This window comes from Arthrobacter cupressi, assembly GCF_900099975.1.
Taxonomy (GTDB): Bacteria; Actinomycetota; Actinomycetes; order Actinomycetales; family Micrococcaceae; genus Arthrobacter; species Arthrobacter cupressi.
The window spans coordinates 90,184-113,350 of sequence record NZ_FNEI01000004.1 but is presented as its reverse complement, the minus strand read 5'-3'; the positions used below and the strand labels follow the sequence as shown (position 1 = coordinate 113,350).

At 66.2% G+C, this 23,167-nt stretch carries 26 protein-coding genes and 1 tRNA gene; 17 read left to right on the top strand and 10 right to left on the bottom strand.

Annotated elements, in window-relative coordinates; genetic code table 11:
* Window positions 1-214 precede the first annotated feature (214 nt).
* Window positions 215-913 carry a winged helix-turn-helix transcriptional regulator gene (locus BLP88_RS06480; protein ID WP_070350330.1) on the bottom strand — a complete coding sequence of 233 codons (699 nt, stop codon included), beginning with the start codon at window positions 911-913 and terminating at the stop codon, window positions 215-217.
* A gap of 289 nt (window positions 914-1,202) precedes the next feature.
* On the opposite strand from BLP88_RS06480, the gene BLP88_RS06475 reads away from it, so the two are divergent.
* The 5 genes from BLP88_RS06475 (at window position 1,203) to BLP88_RS06455 (ending at window position 5,065) form a co-directional block, all read left to right on the top strand.
* A complete protein-coding gene (locus BLP88_RS06475; protein ID WP_074587855.1) occupies window positions 1,203-1,937 on the top strand; it encodes a permease in 735 nt (244 codons plus the stop codon).
* A gap of 162 nt (window positions 1,938-2,099) precedes the next feature.
* Window positions 2,100-2,699, top strand: a complete 600-nt coding sequence (locus BLP88_RS06470; protein ID WP_074587854.1) for a nitrobindin family protein — start codon at window positions 2,100-2,102, stop codon at window positions 2,697-2,699.
* A 137-nt stretch (window positions 2,700-2,836) separates the two neighbouring features.
* The gene (locus BLP88_RS06465; RefSeq protein ID WP_074588100.1) at window positions 2,837-3,559 is read left to right on the top strand and encodes a flavodoxin family protein; all 723 of its coding nucleotides are present in this window, start codon (window positions 2,837-2,839) and stop codon (window positions 3,557-3,559) included.
* 22 nt (window positions 3,560-3,581) lie between these two features.
* Window positions 3,582-4,667 (top strand): CAF17-like 4Fe-4S cluster assembly/insertion protein YgfZ, encoded by a 1,086-nt coding sequence (gene ygfZ / locus BLP88_RS06460; RefSeq protein WP_074587853.1) that lies wholly within the window; start codon window positions 3,582-3,584, stop codon window positions 4,665-4,667.
* Window positions 4,664-5,065, top strand: coding sequence for an ankyrin repeat domain-containing protein (locus BLP88_RS06455; RefSeq protein ID WP_074587851.1), 402 nt, complete (start codon window positions 4,664-4,666; stop codon window positions 5,063-5,065). Before ygfZ ends, BLP88_RS06455 begins: the two co-directional genes overlap by 4 nt.
* A 17-nt stretch (window positions 5,066-5,082) precedes the next feature.
* Here the strand turns inward: BLP88_RS06455 and BLP88_RS18930 are convergent, their stop codons facing one another.
* On the bottom strand, window positions 5,083-5,226 hold the full coding sequence (locus BLP88_RS18930; protein ID WP_175453506.1) for a hypothetical protein: 144 nt from the start codon (window positions 5,224-5,226) through the stop codon (window positions 5,083-5,085).
* Between BLP88_RS18930 and BLP88_RS06450 the strand changes: the two genes are divergently transcribed.
* The gene (locus tag BLP88_RS06450; RefSeq protein ID WP_074587850.1) at window positions 5,225-6,751 is read left to right on the top strand and encodes a DHA2 family efflux MFS transporter permease subunit; all 1,527 of its coding nucleotides are present in this window, start codon (window positions 5,225-5,227) and stop codon (window positions 6,749-6,751) included. The genes BLP88_RS18930 and BLP88_RS06450 overlap by 2 nt on opposite strands.
* On the opposite strand, the gene BLP88_RS06445 is transcribed toward BLP88_RS06450, so the two are convergent.
* From BLP88_RS06445 to BLP88_RS06425, 5 genes are all read right to left on the bottom strand, one after another.
* A complete protein-coding gene (locus BLP88_RS06445) occupies window positions 6,729-7,460 on the bottom strand; it encodes a GNAT family N-acetyltransferase (protein ID WP_074587849.1) in 732 nt (243 codons plus the stop codon). The two genes, BLP88_RS06450 and BLP88_RS06445, sit on opposite strands and share 23 nt — an antisense overlap.
* Before the next feature lie 190 nt (window positions 7,461-7,650).
* Entirely contained in the window at window positions 7,651-8,676 is a 1,026-nt protein-coding gene (locus tag BLP88_RS06440; RefSeq protein WP_074587847.1) for a 6-phosphofructokinase, read from the bottom strand.
* Window positions 8,677-8,847: 171 nt separating this feature from the next.
* Window positions 8,848-9,105 (bottom strand): PspC domain-containing protein, encoded by a 258-nt coding sequence (locus BLP88_RS06435; RefSeq protein ID WP_074587846.1) that lies wholly within the window; start codon window positions 9,103-9,105, stop codon window positions 8,848-8,850.
* Window positions 9,106-9,206: 101 nt separating this feature from the next.
* On the bottom strand, window positions 9,207-9,503 hold the full coding sequence (locus BLP88_RS06430) for a hypothetical protein (RefSeq protein ID WP_074587845.1): 297 nt from the start codon (window positions 9,501-9,503) through the stop codon (window positions 9,207-9,209).
* A 1-nt stretch (window position 9,504) separates the two neighbouring features.
* A complete protein-coding gene (locus tag BLP88_RS06425; RefSeq protein ID WP_084110870.1) occupies window positions 9,505-10,914 on the bottom strand; it encodes a PspC domain-containing protein in 1,410 nt (469 codons plus the stop codon).
* Between the two features lie 126 nt (window positions 10,915-11,040).
* Here BLP88_RS06425 and BLP88_RS06420 point away from each other — a divergent pair, with 126 nt between their 5' ends.
* Both BLP88_RS06420 and BLP88_RS06415 read left to right on the top strand, forming a co-directional pair.
* On the top strand, window positions 11,041-12,363 hold the full coding sequence (locus BLP88_RS06420; RefSeq protein WP_074587843.1) for an ATP-binding protein: 1,323 nt from the start codon (window positions 11,041-11,043) through the stop codon (window positions 12,361-12,363).
* A complete protein-coding gene (locus tag BLP88_RS06415; protein WP_074587841.1) occupies window positions 12,360-13,028 on the top strand; it encodes a LuxR C-terminal-related transcriptional regulator in 669 nt (222 codons plus the stop codon). Before BLP88_RS06420 ends, BLP88_RS06415 begins: the two co-directional genes overlap by 4 nt.
* A gap of 64 nt (window positions 13,029-13,092) precedes the next feature.
* Here BLP88_RS06415 and BLP88_RS06410 read toward each other — a convergent pair whose 3' ends face one another.
* Window positions 13,093-14,322 (bottom strand): pyridoxal phosphate-dependent aminotransferase, encoded by a 1,230-nt coding sequence (locus tag BLP88_RS06410; protein WP_074587840.1) that lies wholly within the window; start codon window positions 14,320-14,322, stop codon window positions 13,093-13,095.
* Window positions 14,323-14,577: 255 nt separating this feature from the next.
* Here BLP88_RS06410 and BLP88_RS06405 point away from each other — a divergent pair.
* The 9 genes from BLP88_RS06405 (at window position 14,578) to rplL (ending at window position 21,064) form a co-directional block, all read left to right on the top strand.
* Window positions 14,578-14,650, top strand: a tRNA-Trp gene (locus tag BLP88_RS06405).
* A gap of 76 nt (window positions 14,651-14,726) precedes the next feature.
* Window positions 14,727-15,008, top strand: a complete 282-nt coding sequence (gene secE, locus BLP88_RS06400; protein ID WP_074587838.1) for a preprotein translocase subunit SecE — start codon at window positions 14,727-14,729, stop codon at window positions 15,006-15,008.
* A 115-nt stretch (window positions 15,009-15,123) separates the two neighbouring features.
* A complete protein-coding gene (gene nusG, locus BLP88_RS06395; protein ID WP_074587836.1) occupies window positions 15,124-15,879 on the top strand; it encodes a transcription termination/antitermination protein NusG in 756 nt (251 codons plus the stop codon).
* A 129-nt stretch (window positions 15,880-16,008) separates the two neighbouring features.
* Window positions 16,009-16,440, top strand: a complete 432-nt coding sequence (gene rplK / locus BLP88_RS06390) for a 50S ribosomal protein L11 (protein WP_070350345.1) — start codon at window positions 16,009-16,011, stop codon at window positions 16,438-16,440.
* 128 nt (window positions 16,441-16,568) lie between these two features.
* The gene (gene rplA, locus BLP88_RS06385) at window positions 16,569-17,276 is read left to right on the top strand and encodes a 50S ribosomal protein L1 (RefSeq protein WP_074587835.1); all 708 of its coding nucleotides are present in this window, start codon (window positions 16,569-16,571) and stop codon (window positions 17,274-17,276) included.
* Between the two features lie 206 nt (window positions 17,277-17,482).
* On the top strand, window positions 17,483-18,571 hold the full coding sequence (locus BLP88_RS06380) for a GNAT family N-acetyltransferase (RefSeq protein WP_074587833.1): 1,089 nt from the start codon (window positions 17,483-17,485) through the stop codon (window positions 18,569-18,571).
* The gene (locus BLP88_RS06375) at window positions 18,550-19,692 is read left to right on the top strand and encodes a GNAT family N-acetyltransferase (protein WP_245679785.1); all 1,143 of its coding nucleotides are present in this window, start codon (window positions 18,550-18,552) and stop codon (window positions 19,690-19,692) included. Before BLP88_RS06380 ends, BLP88_RS06375 begins: the two co-directional genes overlap by 22 nt.
* Window positions 19,693-20,012: 320 nt before the next feature.
* Window positions 20,013-20,606, top strand: a complete 594-nt coding sequence (gene rplJ / locus BLP88_RS06370; RefSeq protein WP_074587830.1) for a 50S ribosomal protein L10 — start codon at window positions 20,013-20,015, stop codon at window positions 20,604-20,606.
* A 77-nt stretch (window positions 20,607-20,683) separates the two neighbouring features.
* A complete protein-coding gene (rplL, locus tag BLP88_RS06365; RefSeq protein WP_074587828.1) occupies window positions 20,684-21,064 on the top strand; it encodes a 50S ribosomal protein L7/L12 in 381 nt (126 codons plus the stop codon).
* Between the two features lie 113 nt (window positions 21,065-21,177).
* On the opposite strand, the gene BLP88_RS06360 is transcribed toward rplL, so the two are convergent.
* Both BLP88_RS06360 and BLP88_RS06355 read right to left on the bottom strand, forming a co-directional pair.
* Window positions 21,178-21,645, bottom strand: coding sequence for an aminoacyl-tRNA deacylase (locus BLP88_RS06360; RefSeq protein WP_074587826.1), 468 nt, complete (start codon window positions 21,643-21,645; stop codon window positions 21,178-21,180).
* 54 nt (window positions 21,646-21,699) lie between these two features.
* The gene (locus BLP88_RS06355) at window positions 21,700-22,899 is read right to left on the bottom strand and encodes an acetyl-CoA C-acetyltransferase (RefSeq protein WP_074587824.1); all 1,200 of its coding nucleotides are present in this window, start codon (window positions 22,897-22,899) and stop codon (window positions 21,700-21,702) included.
* Window positions 22,900-23,167: the final 268 nt, after the last annotated feature.

The following is a 23,167-nucleotide window of genomic DNA, read 5'->3' as shown; positions in this document are numbered from 1 at the left end:
TACGTCCTGCCGCGGAATACATCGGTGTAGTTCGTTTTGCCGGAACTGCGGCGGCCCTGTAAGGTCTATATCTCGTCCGGCTCTTCGGAGCAGGAATACGAGGGGGATCCGCCAGTGGGGCGGCCTCGATACGTTCGACCCGTATGTCCTCCACTACGAATACAGGAAGGCCCGGACTGTGTCCGGGCCTTTTGGTTTAAGGAAGGAACGAGCCTTAGGCGTCGGAAAGCTCGTCGTCCGGCAGCCTGACGAGGGTCAGCCGGTAGCCGACGTTGCGCACCGTGCTGATGAGGTTCTCATGGTCGGCGCCAAGCTTGGCGCGCAGGCGCCGGATGTGGACGTCCACCGTGCGGGTGCCGCCGTAGTAGTCATAGCCCCACACTTCGGTCAGGAGCTGCTGCCGGGTGAATACACGGCCGGGATGCTGGGCGAGGTACTTAAGGAGTTCGAATTCCTTGAAGGTCAGGTTCAGCGGCTGTCCGCTGACCCGTGCGGTATAGCTCGCTTCATCGATCACGACGCCGGCCGCCCGGATTTCGCTCTGGGTTTCCTCTTCCTCCGGGACCGCCCGGGCCATGGCCAGCCGGATGCGTGCTTCGACTTCGGCGGGGCCGGCGGAGTCGAGCACGATGTCGTCAACTGACCAGGCCGAGGACACGGCGGCCATGCCGCCCTCGGTGAGGATCAGCATCAGGGGAGCGCTGAGGCCCGTGGCTTTCAGCAGCTGAGTCAGCGAGCGGGCGCCCACGAGGTCCTTGCGGGCATCCAGGAAGACGACGTCGGTGGGGTCGGTGTCCAGCAGCGCCGTGGGTTCTGCAGGCAGGATGTGCACACGGTGGTTCAACAGTTCCAGCGCCGGCAGGATGTCCACGGACGAGCCGGGGCTGTTCGTCAGGAGCAGGATGTGCGACATAGTTCCTCCAAGGGGCGGGCCGCGCATCATCGGGCGTCTGGACCGGAATTCCACCGGCGTCTGACTGCGTCGTGGAAGCCGGTTACCCCGGAGGAGGGACCTTCGGAAGGACCCGGCAACTCAAACGCTGTTGACAGTTGAGTATACCCGCCGGGCGAATCCAGAACATGGATTGGGGCCGCCTGCCGCAACTTCGGCGACATATTTCTGTCGCATAGGGCAGGATGGGCGAAGGATATTCAACCCCGGGCCGCCGAAGAACGCAGGCCGCAATGAAGTCAGGAATGCAGTGAAGTCTTGGAGCATCGGCGTGGTTGGCCTCGCCATACTCGCGGTCATCGTTGCCGGCTCGTACACCACTGGCGCCGTCATGGTGGGCGTCGGGATCGTGGCGGCGGCCGCCGTCGGAATCGGCTGGCCGCATTTCCTGGCCGTGCCGGCGAAGAAGACCCTCGCGGCGGTCATCGGGCTCAGCGGGATGGGCTCCGCGATCGCAGCCGCCTTCGCTCCCGCGCCGGGATTCCTTGATTACGTTCCCGCGTTCATCGCGGCGGGCGTCATCGCGGTATTCATCGTCCAGTTGGTCCGCGGAACGGGCCAGGCCCAGCGCCTCGAATCGACCCTCGGCAGCTGCGCCGGGGTTCTGCTCAGTTGCCTCGGGGCGGGCTGGATCGCCAGCGTGCGATTCAACGGTGTGCAGGAGATGGTGCTGGTGGCCGGGCTTAGTGCGGCTGTGGCCCTGCTGACGGGGCTGCTCCGCTGGCCCGACCGGATCGTGGCCCCGTTGGGAATCGCCGCCGCCGGGCTGGTGGCCCCGCTCGCCGGTTTGGTGTTCTCCAATATTTCCGTGCCGGCCGCGGCCGTGGTGGGCGTGGTGATGGGTTCAGTGCTCCTGAGTTTCCGGCGCATGGTCACGCTGCGGCCGGGCCGGCTGAACCTGGCCGCCGTCGTGGGCATGGGCGTGGCGCCGGTGTGGGCCGTGGGCTCGCTTTGCTACTTCATCGACAAACTACTCATCTACTAACCGCTAGGATGGCATCATGTCTGTTGTTGCCTTTGAAATCTTCTTCCTCGTCCTGCTCGGCCTGGCCAGCATCTCCATGGCCTGGTTCGCGGGCTTCGTCGTGTACCGCCTGTTCAAGGGCCAGAAGTAACCGATTCCCTGTCGCGCTGAGGTAGAACTGCCGTGCCCTTCGAAATTCCCACGGATCTGACACCCGAACTCGTTCCCCTGTCCTGGCTCATTGGTGAGTGGGAAGGCCGCGGACGGCTGGGCAGCGGTGAAGAGGATTCCGAACATTTCATCCAGCACGTCTCCTTCACCCACAACGGCCTGCCGTACCTGCAATACCGCGCCGAAAGCTGGCTCAGTGACGAGCACGGCACCAAGCTTCGGCCACTGACGGTCGAAACCGGGTTCTGGGCGCTTGAGCGGGAACTGGTTGAGGCCGACGGCGGCCCCGGGCTGGTTCCCGCGGAAATGGTCCCTGTGCTGAAGAACGCCGACGACGTCGAAGCCCGCCGCAATGCCGACGGCGGCTTTGACCTTTCGGTCACTATCACGCACCCGGGCGGTATCACCGAGCTCTACTACGGCCAGATCAAGGGCCCGCAGATCCAGCTCAGCACCGACATGGTGATGCGGGGCAGTCATTCGAAGGAATACACGGCGGCCACCAGGATTTTCGGCCTGGTGGACGGCAACCTGCTGTGGCGCTGGGACGTCTCCACCCCGGGCAAGTCCCTCGAAGCCCACGCCTCGGCGTTCCTGAACAAGGTCTCCTGAACCACAAGGTCTCCTAAACCCAAGGTTTCGCGCCCGGGCGTTCCTGAAGCGCGTTGCCGGGCGGCGTTTCCTGTGCGGCCGTTCCCGGGCACTATGGTTCCTATCCAGGCTCGCGCGGCTACAAGGGGAACGAAGCGATGGTTGAACACACGAAACCGGGCGGTCATAACGGGCTCAAGGCTGTCTTTTTCAACGGCACCCTGAAACCTTCGCCTCAGCTCAGCAATACCGGGGGACTGATCGAGGTCAGCCGCCGCATTATGGAAAAGCAGGGCGTCAGCACCCGGGTTATCCGCACTGTGGACCACGACATTGCCCCCGGCGTCTATCCGGACATGCGCGAACACGGTTGGGCCAGCGATGAGTGGCCCGAACTGTATCCCGCGGTCCAGGAGGCGGACATCGTGGTGCTCGCCGGCCCCATCTGGCTGGGCGACAACTCCTCCCAGACCAAGAAGGTCATCGAACGCCTCTATGCGCACTCCGGCCAGCTCAACAACAAGGGCCAGTGGGCGTACTACCCGAAGGTCGGCGGCTGCCTCATCACGGGCAACGAGGACGGCATCAAGCACTGTGCCATGAACGTGCTGTACAGCCTCCAGCACGTCGGATTCACCATCCCGCCCCAGGCCGACGCCGGCTGGATCGGCGCGGTGGGCCCGGGGCCGAGCTACCTGGACGAAGGCTCCGGCGGCCCGGAAAGCGACTTCACCAACAGGAACACCACCTTCATGACCTGGAACCTGCTCCACCTGGCCCGACTGCTCAAGGACGCCGGCGGCATCCCGGCGTACGGAAACCTGCCGGCCGAGTGGAAAGCCGGAACCCGCTTTGACTTTGAAAATCCGGAATACCGCTAGGCCCAAAGGACTTCTACTGGATATGACTTACAAAAGCCCTCTGTTGTCGCGCCCCGGCGCCGTCGAAGGCGGCGGCGCCGATTCCGGCGTTGCCGCCCACTACGGCGAGCCGCTGCGTGAGCAGCGCGCCCTGGCCGCCGGGACCGCCGTCGTCGATCTCTCGCACCGCGGCGTTGTGACCGTTACCGGGCCGGACCGGCTCAGCTGGCTCAACACCCTCTCCTCGCAGCAGGTGACGAACCTGCCGCCGCGGGTGTCGAGCGAACTGCTGCTGTTGACGGTGCAGGGCAGGATCGAGTTCGACGCGCGGATCGTGGACGACGGCGGCACCGCCTGGCTGCTGGTCGAGGCCGCCGAGGCGGGTCCGCTGGCCGAATGGCTGACCAAGATGAAATTCATGCTGCGCGTGGAGATCGCGGATGTCTCGGCCGAGTGGGCCACGGTGGGTTCCACCAGGCCGGTGGACGCCTGGGCGGACCGGATCGCCTGGGAAGACCCCTGGCCGCACGTGGGCGCCGGCGGATACTCCTACAGCATGGTCGCCGAGGGCGAACACCCCGGACTGGACCGTCCCTGGTTCGAATACCTGATCCCGGCCACCGAGCTCGAGGACGCGGTGGAGGGCCTGGCGCTGGCGGGGACCATGGCCTCCGAAGCGCTCCGGATCGCGGCCTGGCGCCCACGGCTTGGCGCGGAGACCGACGACCGGGTGATCCCGCATGAGCTGGACCTCCTGCGCACCTCGGTGCATCTGGCCAAGGGCTGCTACAAGGGCCAGGAAACCATCGCACGGGTCCACAACCTCGGGCACCCGCCGCGGCGCCTGGTTTTCCTGCAGCTGGACGGCTCCCAGCACACCCTGCCGGAGGCCGGAAGCGACGTGCTCGCCGGCGAGCGCAAGGTGGGCACCCTGACTTCCGTGGCCCAGCACTATGAAATGGGCGCGGTGGGGCTGGCGCTCATCAAACGGTCGGTTGACCCCGCCGAGGTGCTGGCCGTGCAGGACGGCGGCGAACAGTATGCCGCGGCCCAGGAAGTGATCGTCGCACCCGACGCCGGCCAGGTGGTGGGGCGCCAGAGCGGATTCCTGAAGGGACCACACCGATGAGCGAAACACCCGAAAACCGGAGCGCCGAAGACGAAGACGCCGCCCTGGCGGACGCTTTGTTCCACGCCGCCCGCGAGGGGGACAACCCCGTGCTGCGCAGCTACCTCGACGCCGGAGCCCCGGCCGGGATCAGCAATCCTGCCGGGGATTCCCTGCTGATGCTCGCCGCGTACCACGGCCATGCGGAAACAGTGCAGCTCCTGCTGCATCACGGCGCGGATGCCTCCGCGCCCAACGAACGCGGCCAGACGCCGCTCGCCGGGGCGGTGTTCAAGGGGTACCTGGATGTAGTCCGGGTGCTGATCGATGCCGGGGCGGATCCCGACGCCGGGTCCCCGACCGCGCGGGAAGCCGCCCGCATGTTCGGCCGGGCCGAGATCCTGCAGCTTCTGGGCTGACGGCCCTTCAGCCGGGGCTAGGTGGCCATAGCGGCGGCCCGGTGTTCCCGCATGCGATCGCCGAGGCACACAACCTGGCGTCCGGCGTCGTCCTCGAACAGCTGCACACGCGGCTCACTGCGCTCGAGGAACAGCAGGCACAAAAGACTAAGGAAAACCATGGAACAAGTAGCCAAACCCTGGCCTGCCCTATGGTCCCTCGTCATCGGTTTCTTCATGATCCTGATCGACTCAACCATCGTTTCCGTGGCAAACCCGCGGATCATGGAGGGACTCAACGCCGACATCAACGCCGTCATCTGGGTGACGAGCGCATACCTCCTCGCCTACGCCGTCCCGCTGCTCATCACCGGGCGGCTCGGGGACCGCTTCGGTCCGAAAAACCTCTACCTCTCCGGCCTGGTGGTCTTCACCCTGGCCTCCCTGTGGTGCGGCCTCTCCGGTGACGTCGGCACGCTGATCGCCGCCCGCGCCGTCCAAGGCTTCGGCGCGGCCATGATGACCCCGCAGACCATGGCCGTCATCACCCGGATCTTCCCGCCGGACCGCCGTGGTGCGGCCATGGGGCTGTGGGGCGCCACCGCCGGCATGGCCATCCTGGTCGGCCCGATCCTGGGCGGCGTGCTGGTGGACGGCCTGGGCTGGGAATGGATCTTCTTCGTCAACGTGCCCATCGGCCTGATCGGCTTCCTCGCGGTCACCCGCTTCGTGCCGGCCCTGGGCACCCACCGCCACCGCTTCGACATCCCGGGCGTGCTGCTCTCCGCCGTCGGGATGTTCCTGCTCGTGTTCGGCATCCAGGAAGGCCAGACATACCGCTGGGGAACCGTGGTCGGGCCGGTCACCGTCTGGGGACTTATTATCGCGGGCCTCGTGGTCCTGGCACTGTTCGTGGTATGGCAATGGATCCTGGAGCGCCGCGGCGGCGAGCCGCTGCTGCCGCTGGGGCTGTTCAAAGAGCGCAACTTCTCCCTGGGCAACACCACCATCATGGCCGTGGGCTTCACTATCACGGCGTTCCCGCTGCCCACCATCTTCTACTATCAGGTGGTCCGCGGCCTGACTCCCACCCAGTCGGCCCTCCTCATGATTCCGATGGCCGTGCTCTCCGGTGCCTTGGCGCCCTTCGTCGGCCGGCTGATCGACCGGGTGAACCCCCGCTGGTTCGCCGCGTTCGGACTGGTGTGCCTGTCCGCAGCGTTGTTCTGGACCGGCGCCCTCCTCAAGCCCGAGACCCCCATCTGGATGTTCCTGCTTCCGAGCGCCCTGCAAGGCGTGGCCAACGGCTTCATCTGGGGACCCGTTTCCAACGCCACCACGCGCAACCTCCCGCCGCGCCAGGCAGGGGCCGGATCGGGCGTCTTCAACACCACCCGGCAGATCGGCGCGGTGCTCGGATCTGCCGCGATCGCCTCGTTGATCCAGGCCCGGCTCGCCGCCGAACTCCCGGCCCTGCCGGGCGGGGCTCCGGCCGGGGAAGGAACGCAGGGCGGGCAGCTTCCGGAGTTCCTGCACGCCGGGTTCTCGACGGCGATGTCCCAGTCCGTGCTGTTGCCCGCCTGCGCGATCCTGCTGGGAGCCGCGGCGGCGCTGCTGTTCGGCAAGCCGAAAGCCGTCCAGGACTGGGGCGCCGCTGCCCCGCAGGCCGGCGCGGAACAGGACACTAGCGCAGCAGCACGGAAGTGACTGTGCCGCCGTCGGCGAACCCCAGGCTCCGGGCCAGGCCGAGCGCACCGCGGTTGTCGAGCGGGGTGCACCACTGCAGGGTCAGGCCGGACGCGAGCGCCTCGTGGGCAGCGATCGAGGCGGCGAGCGTGCCGAGCCCCTGGCGGCGCAGTTCCGGCCGGACCAGGACACCCATGTCCGCCAGGATGCCCTCCCACTCCGCATAGGCGCCACAGGCCACCGGGCTTCCGTTGCCGCCGGAGTCATCCATCACCGTGAAGCAGTGGGTCATGGAGTTCAGCCGGGCTTCGTTGGCGTCGTCGGGCGGGCACATGCCTTCCAGCTCGATGGCCTCGGGGTGGCCGTGCGAAACCGTCACTTCGCCGCGGGGGTGGGCGAGGGGCAGGTCGTCGGCGAACAACAGGGCCGAGGTGCCCAGGCCATGGCCGCCGTGCTCCCGGCTCAGGCGCAGCAAGGTGGCGTGTTCGCTAAGTTCTTCATCGCTGTACTTTGCGGCAGCTTCGGTGGCCCAGGCCGGACCGAGCAGCGCCGAATGCCCGAAGAGCCTGACGAAGGTGATGGAATCCGAGCCGTCATCTTCCCGGACCAAGCGCTCGCTGCCGGACGCTTCGGGGGAGAAACGTACGTGCGCGAACGCGGCGTCGTCGAATCCGAGATGCCGCGCCCAGGCCAGCAGGACGATGTCGGCAGATCCTTCAGCAAATCCCATGCCTTGAGTCTAGGCAACACGGGAACCTCTGCAGAGCGGAACGGAACGGTACGGGCCCGCACCGGAAGGTGCGGGCCCGTTTGGCGTGTTTCGCTTTAGCCGAACAGCACAGCCTTACCCGAGCAGCACAGCCTTACCCGAACAGCACAGCCTTACCCGAGCAGCACAGCCTTACCCGAACAGCACAGCCTTACCCGAACAGCACAGCGGCTTCGTCGTAGCGGTGCTGCGGGACGGTCTTGAGCTTGCCCAGGGCCGTTTCGAAGCCGACGTGCACGATGTCGGTGCCGTTGAGCGACACCATGGTGCCCCAGCGGCCCTCCACCACGGAGTCGATGGCTGCCATGCCCAGGCGGGTGGCCAGGACGCGGTCGAAAGCGGAGGGGACGCCGCCGCGCTGGATGTGGCCAAGGATGGTGGCGCGGGTTTCGATGCCGGTGCGGGCTTCGATTTCCGGGGCCAACTGGTCCGCGATGCCGCCCAGGCGGGGCCGGCCGAAGGTGTCCAGCCCGCGTTCCGAGTGCGGGGCCTCCATATGGTCCGGTACGAAGCCTTCCGCGACGACCACCAGGGGGGCGCGGCCACGGTCGTGGGCTTCCTTGACCCATTCGGTGATCTGGTCGATCGAGACCTTCTGTTCGGGGATGAGGATCGCGTGGGCGCCGGAGGCCATGCCGGCGTGCAGGGCGATCCAGCCGACGTGCCGGCCCATGACCTCGGCGATCATGCAGCGGTGGTGGGATTCGCCGGTGGTGCGCAGCCGGTCGATCGCTTCGGTGGCGATCTGCACGGCGGTGTCGAAGCCGAAGGTGTAGTCGGTGGCGTCCAGGTCGTTGTCGACCGTCTTGGGCACGCCCACGATCTTCAGCCCGGCGTCGGTCAGCCGCTTGGCCGCAGCCAGGGTTCCTTCGCCGCCGATCGCGATCATGGCGTCGATGCCGAGTCGGTCCATGTGGCCCTTGATGACCTCGGGGCCGCCGCCGTTTTCGAAGGGGTTGGTGCGGGAGGTGCCCAGGATGGTGCCGCCCTGCTTGGCGATGCCGCGGACCATGGTGCGGGGGATTTCGATGATGTCGCCCTCGACCACGCCACGCCAGCCGTCGCGGAAACCGACGAACTCGTGTCCGTGGATGGCGATGCCCTTCAGGACAGCACCGCGGATCACGGCATTGAGTCCGGGGCAGTCGCCGCCGCTGGTGAGGATTCCAATTTTCATGAGCGCTCAAATCCTGGCTAGGAGGTATACGTGCAGAGCGCCACGCTGAGCTCCCCTAGATTGTAGGCGGCAATGTGGGGTAGGACACAAACGAGGATGGCTGGCAGGGATGAGCTCCCGGAAACAATGCCGCAACATTCGCTCCGCGGACGGCTGGAACGTGCCCCGGAATCAGGGGCGGTTGCGGCCGCGTTCCTGGAGGAAGGATTCCAGCGCGATGCTTCCGTCCTGCGCGGGGAGCAGCAGCCACGCCAGCACGTAGACGACGATAGCGGGCCCCGGCAGGAGGCAGAAGAGCAGGAAAGCGACGCGGACATACGCGACGTCGACGTTCAGTTTTGCCGCGATGCCTCCGCAGACGCCGCCGAGCCAGCGCTGGGGCCCGCGCTTCAGGCCGATGCTTCGGATGATGCTGAAGAATTTGTTCATGGTTCGAGCCTTCCTTGTTCGGGATGCTTTGTCACGCCCCAGGCGGGCGCCGGAACCGGCACCCGCCTGGGTCAGGGGAAATCGCTGGAGAGCGAAAGTGCTTACTGCCCCGGGAGGTTTCCGTTCGCGGAGTCTTGTTCCGCGTCCTTTGCCGTGGAATTCCGTGAACGGGCCGAGATCAGGCCGCCGACGATCAGCGCCGCGCCTGCACCGATCATGAGCCCGATCAGGACGTAGTTGGCGTTCAGGACCACCAGTCCGAGCTTGGAGATGACGATCAACGCTGCGAGGGCCACGACGACCAAGCCCCACACCACGGTGCCGACCCGGGGACCCTGCTCCTGCTGGGTGCCGCCTGCGTTGGAGCCGTAGACCGGTCCCGGTTCCTGCGTGCTCATGTCAGTTCCCTTCCTGGATAGTGACGTTGCTGAAGGTGCCGTCCAGTTCGATGACCAGGCTGGCACCGGGCTTGCCGGTGTTGAAGTACCGCAGTTCGTCGTCCTGTGCGTTCCCGGTGCTCCCTCCGGCGCCCTTGAGGTTGGCGAAGGTCATGTCCGCCTTGAGTTCAACGGGCACGGTGTCCGGGATGATCACCTTGATGTTGCTCGCGGTGATGTCCAGCGGCACCACCAGGCCGGATTCCAGCGGTTCGTCCAGTTCCAGCCTGGTGAGGTCCACGGTCCCGTTCGCTCCGGTGATGTTGTAACCCTCCCTGGCATCGGCCTGGGTGAGCGGGATCCATTGGGTGTTTTCCATGGGGAACCGGTCGCCGCGGGGCACCAGGTTGAAGATCGCGCCGATCACCAGCGCCATCACCGCGAGGAAGCCCAGGAATCCGGAAGTCCGTCCGCGGAGACCGGCAACCAGGATCCCGAGACCGAGCACCGCGGCACCGCTCGCCCAGACCACCGCATTGGCGGCGTCGCCCAGCTGGATGGTCCCGCCGGCGTCGAGCAGTTTGATGGTGCCACCCACCAGGAGCGCCGCTCCCGCAGTAATTGCGATGATCGCCGCCCCGGGTCCCTGCCGGCGCGGTCCGCGCGGCTGCCCGCCCTTCCACTGCGGCTGCGTCGGGGTCTGTGGAGGAGTCGGGGCACCCGGGTATCCGGGCCCCGCGTAGACCGGCCCTGCCGGGATGCCCGACGGCGGTGCCTCGCCCGGGATCGGCAGGTTCGAGGTGGCGGGGGCAGCGAAAGCATTTGCGCCGCCATGCATGTCCGGCACCGCCGGGACGGTTCCGCCCTGCGGGGCTCCCGGTTCAGGTCCGGCGTAGTACGGTGCACCAGCATACGGGGCGCCCACGGTAGGTATGCCGTTCCGGTTCCTGTTCCGCTGGACCAGGAAGTAGACCAGACAGGCAACCGCGCCCACCCAGAAGAGCGTCCAGAAGAGTCCGGGTGCGCCGTCCCAGCCCCATCCCCAGACGCCGCGGCCGAGTCCGGGAAGGCCGATGATTGTGGTGATCAGCGCCCCTGTCATGCCTGCGGTCCAGCGGCCGGCGCCGGCTTCCTGTGCGTGGATGCGGCCGTCCGGTTCCGGCAGCAGGGCCCAGGCCACGCCGTAGAGCAGGACGCCCACCCCGGCAAAGATTGCCAGGACCACGAAAATGCCGCGGACAATAAGCGGGTCGACGCCAAAGCGGTGGGCGACGCCGCTGGCAACGCCGCCGATCCACCGGTCCTGACCGCGGGCGATGCCCTGGCCGCGGATCCAGTCGAAGAAGTTTTGTGGGGGCCGGGCTCCGGGTTCACCGCTGTGGCCGGTTGCTTCGCCCTGTCCCGGGGTTCCGGGTGTGCTGTTCGCGTTCATACCTTGATCCTGCCGCCCGGACGGCAGCGTCCTCTACTGGGGGATACCCTGAACCGTCCCTGAGGGACCCCTGGGATACCCCGGTTCCAAGGGCCGCGGAGCCCTGATCCGTGTTTGGATGGAAGCATGACAAGCCCTGCCCCACGCCCGCCGCTGGTCCGTAGCGGCGATCGCATGATTGCCGGCGTGTGCAGCGGCCTCGCGGCGCACCTGGGCTGGCCAGTGAAGTACCTGCGGATCGGTATGCTCCTGGCCGCCTTCGCCGGCGGTGCCGGGCTGGTGTTCTATGCCTGGCTCTGGATCCTGGTCCCGACGGCGGACGAAGGCGCCCGGCGCGCGGCCCGCAGCCCGGCGTCGCCCATTGCCCCGGCGGTAAGTTTGCCTGCCCCGGGTGCGGCGGCGTCCGCCCCCGGCGGGCTGTCATCGGTCCGGGTGGCTGCACCGTGGTTCACCGGCCGGGGGATCAGGTACGGCAAGGAGTTGCTGCTTGGTGCCGGGCTCCTGTTCGTGGCCGGGATCCTCGTCGCGCAGCAACTGGGCGTCGACCTTCCGCTGGGCACCCTGATTCCGGCGGCGGCCATCCTTGGCGGCGCCGCCATTGCCTGGATGCAACTGGATGAGAGCCGCCGCGCAGGGCTGAGGGACAAGACCAAGGCGGACCAGGCCGGAGGCTGGGTCCGGCTTGCCGCGGGGCTTGCACTCGTCGTGGCCGGAGTGCTGGTCATGGTGTCCGGCTCGGGTTCCTGGGAGCAGACCTGGCTGGCGCTGCTGGCCTCGGTGGCGGTGCTCGGCGGCGTGGCCCTGGTGCTCCTGCCATGGGGCCTCAAGTTCTGGAAGGATCTGGAGAACGAACGGGCGGGCCGGGTCAGGGAAACCGAGCGGGCGGAGATCGCCGCCCACCTGCATGATTCCGTGCTGCAGACGCTCGCCCTGATCCAGCGGCGCGCAGGATCGGAGCAGGACGTCATCCGCCTCGCCCGGGCCCAGGAGCGCGAACTCCGCGGCTGGCTGTACCGGGACCAGGCCGCCGACGCCGGGCACCTGGCGGACCGGATCAAGGCCGTCGCGGCCGAGGTGGAAGACACCCACGGGCACCTGGTCGAGGTGGTCAGCGTGGGGGATGCGCCCATGACGGAGCGGCACGAAGCCTTGGTCCAGGCCGCCCGCGAGGCAATGCTGAACGCGGCACGGCACGGCGGTGGCGCGGTGTCCGTCTATCTGGAGAGCTCGGACACGGGAAGCGACGTCTTCGTCAAGGACCGGGGGCCGGGGTTCGATCCCGCGGCCGTCCCGCAGGACCGCCTGGGCGTGCGCGAATCGATTGTCGGCCGGATGAAAAGGCACGGCGGCACGGCCGTGATCGACAGTGGCCCGTCCGGAACCGAAGTGCGGCTCAGCCTGCCGGCGGCGGCAGGACCGGACGAACGCAACGGAGAGGGTAAACCATGAACGAGGCAGGAACGGCGCTCCGTAGCGTCCGCGTAGTGGTGGTCGATGACCACACCATTTTCCGTTCCGGACTGAAAGCGGACCTCGATTCCCGGATCGACGTCGTCGGCGAAGCGGGCACGGTGGACGACGCCGTCCGGGTCATCGCCGAACAGCGGCCGGAGGTGGTCCTGCTGGATGTCCACCTGCCGGGCGGCCTGGGCGGCGGCGGGCGCGAGGTGATCACCAAGTCCGCCCCACTCCTGGGCACCACCAGCTTCCTTGCGCTGAGCGTGTCCGATGCCGCGGAGGATGTGGTGGCGGTGATCCGGGCGGGCGCCCGCGGTTACGTCACCAAGACCATTTCCGGGGCCGAGATATCCGACGCCGTGATCCGGGTCGCGGACGGCGACGCGGTGTTTTCGCCTCGGCTGGCGGGTTTCGTGCTGGACGCCTTCGGAACGTCACCGGCGGAGATCGCCGACGACGAGCTGGACCGGCTGTCCGCCCGCGAATTGGAGGTCATGCGGCTCATCGCTCGCGGCTACAGCTACAAGGAGGTCGCCAAGGAGCTGTTCATCTCCATCAAGACAGTGGAAACGCACGTCTCTGCGGTACTGCGGAAGCTCCAGCTCTCCAGCCGGCACGAACTGACCAAATGGGCGGCCGAACGCCGCTTGCTGTGAGGCGCAAACTGGCCCGGGACATGAAGAACGCCCCCTCGGCGGAGGGGGCGTTCTTCATGTTTGATTACTTGGCCTGGCCGAGGAAGTCCTGGAGGCGGCGCACGCCTTCGGCGAGGTCCTCGTCGCCCAGCGCGTAGGAGAGCCGGACGTATCCGGAGGGGCCGAAGGCCTCGCCCGGAACGATCGCCACCTCCACCTCATCCAGGATCAGCGAGGCAAGCTCGGCGGAAGTGGACGGGCGGACCGGGCCGTTCGCCGTCGGGAATTCCTTGCCCAGCAGGGCGCGGACGTCGGCGTAGACGTAGAACGCGCCGGTCGGCGTCGGGCAGTCAACGCCCTCAATCGCGTTCAGTCCCGCCACGATCGCTTTCCGGCGGCGGTCGAAGGCAACCTTCATTTCGTCGACGGCGGTGAGCGGGCCCGAGACCGCGGCGAGGGCGGCGATCTGCATGATGTTCGAGACGTTGGAGGTCGCGTGCGACTGCAGGTTGGTGGCGGCCTTGATGACGTCGGCCGGGCCGATCATCCAGCCGACGCGCCAGCCGGTCATGGCGTAGGTCTTGGCCACACCGTTGAGGATGACCACCTTGTCGCCGAGTTCCGGAGCGGCGGTGGCGATCGAGGTGAACGGCACGCCGTCGTAGGTCAGGTGCTCGTAGATTTCATCGGTGACCACCCAAAGACCCTTCGCAGCAGCCCACTTGCCAATTTCGGCCACCTGCTCCGGGCTGTACACCGCACCGGTGGGGTTGGACGGGGAAACGAAGAGCAGGATCTTCGTCCGGTCCGTGAGGGCGGCTTCGAGCTGATCCACGGTGACCAGGTAACCCTGCTCGGGACCGGCGAAAACTTCCACCGGCACACCACCGGCAAGGCGGATGGCCTCCGGGTAGGTGGTCCAGAACGGGGTGGGGATGATGACCTCATCGCCCGGGTCGAGCAGGGTGGCGAACGCGTTGTAGACGGCCTGCTTGCCGCCGTTGGTCACCAGGACCTGGGACGCTTCGACCTTGTAGCCCGAATCGCGGAAGGTCTTCTCCGCAATGGCCTTCTTCAGTTCCGGCAGCCCGGCTGCGGGGGAGTACCGGTGGTTCTTGGGGTCGCCGGCGGCCTCGATGGCGGCCTTGACGATGTAGTCCGGGGTGGGGAAATCAGGTTCCCCCGCGCCGAAACCGATGACGGGACGGCCGGCGGCCTTGAGTGCCTTCGCCTTGGCATCAACGGCAAGGGTGGCGGATTCGGCAATGGCGGAAATTCTCTGTGAAACGCGGGCGGGAGCTGTTCCGGCAGGCATGTGGGACCGTTCTTCGCTGGCAGCGTGAGCTGGATGATGGGAAACGACGTGATCTACTCTATGCTGTTCTGCGGACGCCCTGCGGGCCGGCTTGGGAAAGTGACGGCTGCAGCGGGCAGCCGGGATATCCGGACACACCGGAACTGTCCCGGTTCGACTATCGCGAAGTTCTTGCGTAGACTGGTTCACCGGTGTTGAAAAACATCACAATGGTTCGCGCCTCTGGCGTGGCCCAAATACATGGATTCGTTCCATAGGGTAGTGGCGCAATTGGTAGCGCAGCGGTCTCCAAAACCGCAGGTTGCAGGTTCGAGTCCTGTCTGCCCTGCGCAGGCTGTTCCGGTTCAGTCCGGGGCAGACGCGGTAACGGTTCTGATCAGAACCGGGTCAACAACGTTGCATGGATGAGTGAGGACCGGGTGACCGAAACAGCTGCAAGCAGCTCGAAGGGCCGACCTGCCAGGAAGGCCGACGCCGGCTTCTTCGCTCGAATCACCCTCTTTGTCCGCCAGGTAATAGGCGAACTCAAGAAGGTCGTCGCTCCGACCCGCAAGGAACTGATCAACTACACCCTTGTGGTGCTGGTTTTCGTGGCCGTCATGATGCTCATCGTCACTCTGTTGGACCTGGCCTTCGGTACCGGAGTCAGCTGGGTGTTCGGCGGGTCAGGCGCTACGGACCGCTAAACGGATCACTCCGCAAGCCGTGCGGAAATCCCCGGAAATTCAAGGGATTTTGCAGGGTTTGCGGAATTGAGCCATTTAAATAGGCAAGTTAGGCAATGAGGAAGCAGGAGACCAAGTGTCTGAGCAGGAGCTCGAGGTAAACGAGACTGAGCTGGATGGAAGCACGGACGCGGCGGCGGAGGCCACCGAAACGTCCGAGGCTGAATCTGCTGCGCCTGAAACCGAAGAAACCGGCGACGACGCCCTCGCCGCCGCCGCTGCAGCCGCACCGGTCGATCCGGCCGAAGAATTCAAGGCCAAGCTCCGCCGCCAGGAGGGTGACTGGTACGTCATCCACTCCTACGCCGGTTACGAGAACCGCGTGAAGGCGAACCTCGAGACCCGCATCCAGACCCTGGACATGGAAGATTACATCTTCGAAATCCAGGTGCCCATGGAAGAAGTCGTTGAGATCAAGAACGCCCAGCGCAAGGTCATCAACCGCGTCCGCATCCCCGGTTACGTCCTGGTCCGCATGGACCTGACGGATGCTTCCTGGGGCGCCGTCCGCCACACTCCCGGCGTCACCGGCTTCGTGGGCAACGCCCACAACCCCGTGCCGCTGCGCCTCGACGAGGTCTTCTCCATGCTCGCCCCGGTCTTCGAAGAAGAGCAGGCCGAGAAGGGCAAGCCGGTCAAGCAGAGCGCCGCACCGGTCGCCGTCGACTTCGAGGTCGGCGAGTCGGTCATCGTCAAGGAAGGCCCCTTCGAGACCCTCCCCGCGACCATTTCGGAAATCAAGCCCGAATCCCAGACCCTCGTGGTGCTGGTTTCGATCTTCGAGCGCGAGACCCCCGTGACCCTGGCATTCAACCAGGTCACCAAGATCTGACCCACCCAAGATTTCGTTCTGCTTCCGCCTGCTTAGCGGTGGTGGAACGGCCGGCCGCCTCGCCATGGCGGCCAACAACCTGAGGCACGCTCCCGTGTCCCAGGACGCTATTTAGAGAAGGACCCTACATTGGCTCCCAAGAAGAAGGTCACCGGCCTCATCAAGCTGCAGATCCAGGCAGGTGCCGCCAACCCGGCCCCGCCGATCGGTCCTGCGCTTGGCCAGCACGGTGTCAACATCATGGAATTCTGCAAGGCGTACAACGCTGCGACGGAAGCCCAGCGCGGAAACGTCATCCCGGTTGAAATCACGGTCTACGAAGACCGCTCCTTCACCTTCATCACCAAGACCCCGCCGGCTGCAGAGCTCATCAAGAAGGCTGCAGGCGTTGCCAAGGGCTCGTCGACCCCGCACACCGTGAAGGTCGCCAAGCTCACCCAGGCACAGGTCGAGGAAATCGCTTCCACCAAGATGGAAGACCTCAACGCCAACGACATCGCGGCTGCTGCCAAGATCATCGCCGGCACCGCCCGCTCCATGGGCATCACCGTCGAAGGCTAATCACAGCCTTCAACCGCCGGGCAACCGGCACTTGAAATCATTGAAATGTTGGCAGTCCCCGGACTTCCAACCGTGGCAGGGCCGAGCGCGGTCCGCAGACCACAACTGCACAAGGAGAAACAAGCAGCATGGCAAAGCGCAGCAAAGCATATGAGGCAGCCGTAGCCAAGATCGAGGCTGGCAAGGTCTACGCCCCGTTCGAGGCAATCAGCCTGGCAAAGGAAATCAACCCGTCCAAGTTCGACGCAACGGTTGAGGTCGCTTTCCGCCTCGGCGTTGACCCCCGCAAGGCCGACCAGATGGTCCGCGGCACGGTCAACCTCCCCCACGGCACCGGCAAGACCGCCCGTGTCCTGGTGTTCGCAACCGGTGACAAGGCTGAAGCAGCAATCGCTGCCGGCGCCGACTTCGTTGGTTCCGACGACCTGATCGAGAAGATCGCAGGCGGCTGGACCGACTTCGACGCAGCCGTTGCCACCCCTGACCTCATGGGTAAGGTCGGCCGCCTCGGTAAGGTCCTCGGCCCGCGTAACCTCATGCCGAACCCGAAGACCGGCACGGTAACCCCGGACGTCGCGAAGGCTGTCAACGACATCAAGGGCGGCAAGATCGACTTCCGCGTCGACAAGCACTCGAACCTGCACTTCATCATCGGCAAGGCTTCCTTCGACGCCATCAAGCTGGCCGAGAACTACGCCGCAGCCCTCGAAGAGGTCCTCCGCCTGAAGCCGTCCGCTTCCAAGGGCCGCTACATCCAGAAGGCCACCGTCACCACCACGTTCGGTCCGGGCATCTCCGTCGACCCGAACGTCACCAAGGTCCTGACCGAAGCCTAAGCTTCACCAGTTCCGCTTCAAGAAGCCGCCCGGCACCAGCCGGGCGGCTTCTTGCGTTTCCCATCGGCTCCCAAATCCCGCTTCGCTCGCTTCGGGTCCCTCGCCTAAGTGGGCCCTCGGCCTTGGACCCCTCGCGTGTTAGCGCCCAACCCGCTCCCCGGCCTCGCACGCTCGGCAGGGGACCCCTCGCGGGTTAGGCTTGGCACATGGTCGACGCTGCGGAAGCCACCATCCACGAACTCCACCTTCCGGCCAGTTTGGACGGCGCGGAAGCCGCGGAGTTCCGCGAGTATTGCGAGGTCCTCGACCGGATCCTGCTGGAGCACTGGGGCCACCTCGATCTCGCCGCCTCACTGCCTGCACGGCTCACCAGTTGGGCGGACAACGACTACCGCAGGCTCCGGAACTTCTACCTCCGCGCCGACGGGCGGATTGTCGGCCGGGGATTCGTCGAACTCTCCCTTAAAGACAACCTCAGCAGCGCCTGGCTGCGGGTGGACATCGCCGCGCCCTACCGCCGCCGTGGGCTGGGCGGCAAGCTGCTCCGGCACCTCGAGTCGGTGGCGCGGGAGGAAGGCCGCAGCGTCCTCATGGCCAGTTCCGGCGACCCCGACCGGCCGGAAAACGGGCCGGAAGTCCTGGCGTCCCCGGTGGGCACCGGAGCGGTGCCCAGGAATGCCCCCGGTACGGCGTTCGCGCTCCGCCACGGCTACTCGCTTGCCCAAGCCACGCGGTACAGCACCCTGGTGCTGGACGGCGCACCCGATTGGGCGGCACTCATGGCAGAAGCGGAGGCGGCATCCACCGATTACGAGCTCCTCGCCTGGACGGACAGCTGCCCCGAGGAACTCGTGGACGAATTCGCCGTCCTGATGGGCCGGATGAGCACGGACGCGCCCGTCGGCGGACTGGAGTACGAGGCGGAGGCCTGGGACCGGGCCCGGGTCCGCACCCTGGAGCAGGAGACGGCGGACGAAGGCCAGACCTGCCTGGTCGTCGCCGCCCGCCACCGTGCCAGCGGCGAGCTGGGTGGCTACACGGCGCTTTATGTGGACCCGCTTAAGCCGTGGCTGGGGGAGCAGGACGATACGCTTGTGGCAGCAGGGCACCGTGGCCACCGGCTCGGCATGAGGCTGAAAATCGCCAATCTGCGGCGCCTGAAACTGGAATATCCCCGCGTTGAACGAGTGACCACGATGAACGCAGAGGAAAACCGCTACATGTTGGCGATCAACGTGGCACTTGGCTTCGCACCCACGGGTGCCTACGGCGAATGGCAGAAGAGGACTGGATGACGGACGACGTGGAGATTGGACAGCTGTGGATCCCCGATTCCTTGGCGGCGGCCGACGCCAAGGACTTCCTTGACGCGGTCGAGGTGAGCAGGAAGGTCCGCATGCAACTGTGGGGCAGCGACGACCTCGCCTATACCCCGCTCGAAAAACTCCTCGAAATGGCGGATCCCTACGAACGCCAGATCATCCTGGTCGCGCGGATCGACGGCAGGATCATCGGCACCGTGGACATTGCACTGCCCCTCGCCGACAATCTCGACCTTGCCGAATTCACCCTGGACATTCTCCCCGAGTTCCAGCGGCGCGGGGCCGGGCGGCGGCTGCTGGAAGCGGCCGAACAGCTCGCCCGGGCCGAAGGCCGCACCATGGCCATGGTGGACACCAACCATCCCGCAGCATCCCTGCAGGGCGACGCCGGAGGCCAGCTGGTCCCGGGCAGCGGCCTGGGCTCCGTGCCCATGGCCAGCCGGGAGGTGGACTTCGCGCAGCGGGCCGGTTACACCCTGCAGCACATTGAGCAGTTCAGCTCCTGCGCGCTTCCGCTCGATTCGAAGCTTGTGTCCGAACTCGAAGCGGAGGCCGACGCCGCGAACGGCGGCCGCTACCGCATCCACCACTGGACGGACCGCTGCCCCGAAGAGTGGCTGGACGCCGTCGCCGCCCTGGAAAATGCTGCCGGCGAAGCGGTCGACGACGACGCGGCGGGGGGCGTTGAGGAGCAACTGGTGTTCGACGCCGGGATGTTGCGTGAGGCGGAGGACGCCGCCATCGCGCAGGGCCGCCGGACGGTTGTCACCGCCGTCGAGCACCTCGCCAGCGGCCGGATCGTGGGACTGACCACCATCGGCGTGCTCGCGCAGCGCCAGGACGTAGTGTTCCAGGACGACACCACCGTGCTGCAGGAGCACCGCGGAAACAAGCTCGGCCTGCTCATCAAGGTCGCCAACATGCAGCGCCTGAGCGAGCAGTTCCCGGACGCCCGGGTGATCTACACCTGGAACGCGCCGGAGAACCGCTACCTGCTGACAGTGAACAAACAGCTTGGATTCACGACGGCGGGCGTCACCGGACTCTGGCAGAAGGAACTGCCGGCACGGGCCGGGACCACGTCCTCCGAGTGAACCGGGCGGGTCCCGGCGGGCGCCGATTTGGAATAGCGCGGCGTCGTCCCGTAACCTTGAAGTACCAAAGACCGTCGGTTGACGGGAATCCACTTTCCGGAACAAAGCTCACCACTGAGCTGCGCCCGGAAAGATCCAGCGGATTCCCGGACGAAGGACCCTGACAAAAGGGCGGCCGGCGCAGGTGAACGAAGCAAGTCTCCGTGGTCATGGACCGCGTCGAGCCAAGCCCCGTGCATCTGCGCGGGGCGTTTTTCGTTGTAGCTCTCTTTCTTGAGCGGGGACCCGGAAGACCGGCACTATTCCCCGGAAGGAGGGTTATGGCAACGCCCAACAAGGTCTCCGCAGTAGCTGAGATCACGAACGATTTCAAGGAATCGACCGCCGCTGTCCTGACCGAATACCGCGGGCTCTCTGTTGCACAGCTCAAGCAGCTGCGCGTTTCTCTCGGCCAGGACACCAAGTTCTCGGTCGTCAAGAACACCCTGACCGCCATTGCAGCCAAGGAAGCCGGTGTCGAAGCATTCGACGGCCAGCTTGCAGGCCCCACCGCAATTGCGTTCATCAAGGGTGACGCGGTTGCCGCCGCCAAGAGCCTGACGGACTTTGCCAAGGCCAACAAGCAGCTGATCATCAAGACCGGCTACTTCGAGGGCAAGGCTCTGAACGCAAGCGAAGTTGCCGCCCTGGCAGCTCTCGAGTCCCGTGAGCTGCAGCTCGCCAAGGTTGCCGGTGTCCTCAAGGCTCCTGCTGCCGCTGCTGCACGCATCATCGACGCTCTGCGCATCAAGCTTGAAGAAGAGGGCGGCGCTCCGGCACCGGCCGCTGAAGAAGCTCCGGCTGCCGAAGAAGCTCCGGCCGCAGAAGAAGCTGCCGCTCCGGCCGAAGCCGAAGCTGCAAGCGAAGAGAACTAAGTTCTCTCCCCAATCAAACTCCGGTGCGGCAGCGGGCATGGCCCGCGCAGGCACCACCTAAAGGAAGGACGCCAATCATGGCGAAGCTCAGCAACGAAGAGCTCATCGAAGCTTTCAAGGAACTGACCATCATCGAGCTCTCCGAGTTCGTCAAGCTCTTCGAAGAGACCTTCGAAGTTACCGCTGCTGCTGTTGCAGTTGCCGGCCCGGCCGGTGGCGGCGCAGGCGCTGAAGAAGCCGAAGAGAAGAGCGAATTCGACGTTATCCTCGAATCCGCTGGCGACAAGAAGATCGCAGTGATCAAGGAAGTTCGCGCCATCACCTCCCTCGGCCTCAAGGAAGCCAAGGACCTGGTTGACGGTGCTCCGAAGGCTGTCCTCGAAGGCGCCAACAAGGAAGCTGCCGAGAAGGCCAAGGCTCAGCTCGAAGAAGCTGGCGCAACCGTTACCCTCAAGTAACTCGTTTGCTCAAGGAAACCCCGTCCGGTCCGCCGGGCGGGGTTTCCTGCGTTAAACCCAACTGACTCGTAGTTGTGGCCGTTTTGAGCGTTCAAGACGGCCACAACTTTCAGTCAGTTGGGTTCGCTGATGTCCGCGATGGTGGCACCCAGCGCCGTCGTGAGGGAATCAGCGTCCACGAAGGCGCTGTAGCCGTGGGCCCCGGCGCCCATCGAGATCCGCCGGCCCGCAATGCTGGCGTCCGCGTAGACAGGCCATGCGGTGGTGCTGCCGAGGGGTGTGATGGTCCCGCGTTCGTAGCCGGTCGCTTCCAGCGCGACATCGGCGGGTGGCAGCGAGAGTTTGTTGACCCCCAGCAGGGTCCGCAGCTTCGGCCAGGAAATCTGCCGGTCGCCGGGAATGAGTGCGAACAGGAAGCTGCCGTCCCGGTGCTTGACCACCAGGGACTTCACGATGTCCGCCGGCCTGATCCCGAGGATTTCAGCGGCCTCCTCCAGGCTTCGGGCAGCCTGCCGCTCCACGAGCTGCACCTCCAGTCCGCGGGAGCGGGCGTCGGCGAGGAACCGTTCGGTACCGTTCACGTATCTTTCCTTTCGCGGCCCGCACCCGGCCCGCCTCTCACGTCCGGCGAGGATTCAGTCGCGGTAGAGCAGGAGCGCCTCGCCCTGGCCGCCGCCTCCGCAGAGCGACACAGCCGCCCTGCCCGTTCCCCGGCGCTTGAGCTCGTGGGCCGCGTGTAGGGCCAGCCGCGCACCCGAGGCCCCGATAGGATGGCCGAGCGCGATCGCGCCGCCGTGGATGTTGCACTTCTCCAGAGGGTAGGACAGTTCCTTGAGGGACTGCACGGCTACTGAACCGAAGGCTTCGTTGATTTCGATGAAGTCCAGGTCCTCCACTGCCCAGCCCGCATTCGCGAGGGCCCGTTTGATGGCGTTGGACGGCTGTGCGTGCAGCGAGTTGTCCGGACCGGCGACCTGCCCGGGTTTGCCGACCACCGCGAGGTACTCCAGGCCTTTCTCCTCGGCGTAGGCGCGGCTGCACAGCAGGAGCGCGGAGGCGCCGTCGGACAGGGGGGAGGAGTTGCCCGCCGTGATGGTGCCGTCGCTGGCAAACGCCGGCCGGAGCGGCGCCAGGGTGTCCAGCGTCGTGTCCGGGCGGATGCCCTCGTCTTCGGTCACCACCACCGGTTCGCCCTTGCGCCGCTTCACGCTGATGGGGGCGATCTCGCCGTCGAACACCCCTTCCTTGACGGCGACCCCGGCGCGGCGGTGCGAGGCGGCCGCCACTTCGTCCTGGGCCTTGCGGTCGATGCCGAGCGTGACGTTCCGGGTTTCGGTGGACAGGCCCATCGACTGGCCGTCGAAGGCATCGGTGAGGCCGTCGTGGGCTGCGACGTCCAGGGCCTGGATGGCCCCGTAGGTCCAGCCCTGCCGGGAGCCGGGAAGCAGGTGCGGGGCCCGGGACATGGATTCCTGGCCGCCTGCGACTACCACGGTGGCGTCGCCGCTGCGGATCAGCCGGGCCGCGTCGATCACGGCCGTGAGTCCGGAAAGGCAGACTTTGTTGATCGTGACGGCAGGGATGTTCCACCCGACGCCCGCCGCGATGGCGCTTTGCCGGGCGGGGTTCTGGCCGGCGCCTGCCTGCAGGACCTGTCCCATGATGACGGCGTCGACCTCGCCGGCGCTGATTCCGCTGGCCGCGATGGCCGCCGAGATCGCGTGCGCCCCGAGTTCGACGGCGGTGAATCCAGCCAGCTGGCCGTTCAGCCGCCCCTGTGGGGTGCGTGCCGCGGCCAGGATGACAACGTCGTTGTTGTCCTGTGGGTTGCTCATTTTCTCTCTTCCGTTCAGGAACCGGTGAGCCAAGGCTACAACGCATGGTGTGCCTCACAATGTCAACGTCGGGGCGGGGCAGGGCATTCCGCGGGGTGCTGGTAGGTGCCTGCGGCAACCTTGCTTGCAATCGGCGCGGAAGTGGGGTAGACACGTAGCGCGATTTGCCGTAGTGTGGATATTTGCGTCTTCCCTGTTAACCTTCAGCCTTCATATAGCGGTGGGCTTTACCTCTCAGCTGCGCCATTGACGTGCCTTTCACCGGGCA

Excerpts from the sequence above, each read along its gene's own strand:
- BLP88_RS06480 (WP_070350330.1), bottom strand. The coding sequence starts at position 913 with ATGTCGCACATCCTGCTCCTGACGAACAGCCCCGGCTCGTCCGTGGAC.
- BLP88_RS06465 (WP_074588100.1), top strand. The coding sequence starts at position 2,837 with ATGGTTGAACACACGAAACCGGGCGGTCATAACGGGCTCAAGGCTGTC.
- ygfZ (WP_074587853.1), top strand. The coding sequence starts at position 3,582 with ATGACTTACAAAAGCCCTCTGTTGTCGCGCCCCGGCGCCGTCGAAGGC.
- BLP88_RS06455 (WP_074587851.1), top strand. The coding sequence starts at position 4,664 with ATGAGCGAAACACCCGAAAACCGGAGCGCCGAAGACGAAGACGCCGCC.
- BLP88_RS06450 (WP_074587850.1), top strand. The coding sequence starts at position 5,225 with ATGGAACAAGTAGCCAAACCCTGGCCTGCCCTATGGTCCCTCGTCATC.
- BLP88_RS18930 (WP_175453506.1), bottom strand. The coding sequence starts at position 5,226 with ATGGTTTTCCTTAGTCTTTTGTGCCTGCTGTTCCTCGAGCGCAGTGAG.
- BLP88_RS06445 (WP_074587849.1), bottom strand. The coding sequence starts at position 7,460 with ATGGGATTTGCTGAAGGATCTGCCGACATCGTCCTGCTGGCCTGGGCG.
- BLP88_RS06440 (WP_074587847.1), bottom strand. The coding sequence starts at position 8,676 with ATGAAAATTGGAATCCTCACCAGCGGCGGCGACTGCCCCGGACTCAAT.
- BLP88_RS06435 (WP_074587846.1), bottom strand. The coding sequence starts at position 9,105 with ATGAACAAATTCTTCAGCATCATCCGAAGCATCGGCCTGAAGCGCGGG.
- BLP88_RS06430 (WP_074587845.1), bottom strand. The coding sequence starts at position 9,503 with ATGAGCACGCAGGAACCGGGACCGGTCTACGGCTCCAACGCAGGCGGC.
- BLP88_RS06425 (WP_084110870.1), bottom strand. The coding sequence starts at position 10,914 with ATGAACGCGAACAGCACACCCGGAACCCCGGGACAGGGCGAAGCAACC.
- BLP88_RS06420 (WP_074587843.1), top strand. The coding sequence starts at position 11,041 with ATGACAAGCCCTGCCCCACGCCCGCCGCTGGTCCGTAGCGGCGATCGC.
- BLP88_RS06415 (WP_074587841.1), top strand. The coding sequence starts at position 12,360 with ATGAACGAGGCAGGAACGGCGCTCCGTAGCGTCCGCGTAGTGGTGGTC.
- BLP88_RS06410 (WP_074587840.1), bottom strand. The coding sequence starts at position 14,322 with ATGCCTGCCGGAACAGCTCCCGCCCGCGTTTCACAGAGAATTTCCGCC.
- secE (WP_074587838.1), top strand. The coding sequence starts at position 14,727 with ATGAGTGAGGACCGGGTGACCGAAACAGCTGCAAGCAGCTCGAAGGGC.
- rplA (WP_074587835.1), top strand. The coding sequence starts at position 16,569 with ATGGCAAAGCGCAGCAAAGCATATGAGGCAGCCGTAGCCAAGATCGAG.
- BLP88_RS06380 (WP_074587833.1), top strand. The coding sequence starts at position 17,483 with ATGGTCGACGCTGCGGAAGCCACCATCCACGAACTCCACCTTCCGGCC.
- BLP88_RS06375 (WP_245679785.1), top strand. The coding sequence starts at position 18,550 with ATGGCAGAAGAGGACTGGATGACGGACGACGTGGAGATTGGACAGCTG.
- rplJ (WP_074587830.1), top strand. The coding sequence starts at position 20,013 with ATGGCAACGCCCAACAAGGTCTCCGCAGTAGCTGAGATCACGAACGAT.
- rplL (WP_074587828.1), top strand. The coding sequence starts at position 20,684 with ATGGCGAAGCTCAGCAACGAAGAGCTCATCGAAGCTTTCAAGGAACTG.
- BLP88_RS06355 (WP_074587824.1), bottom strand. The coding sequence starts at position 22,899 with ATGAGCAACCCACAGGACAACAACGACGTTGTCATCCTGGCCGCGGCA.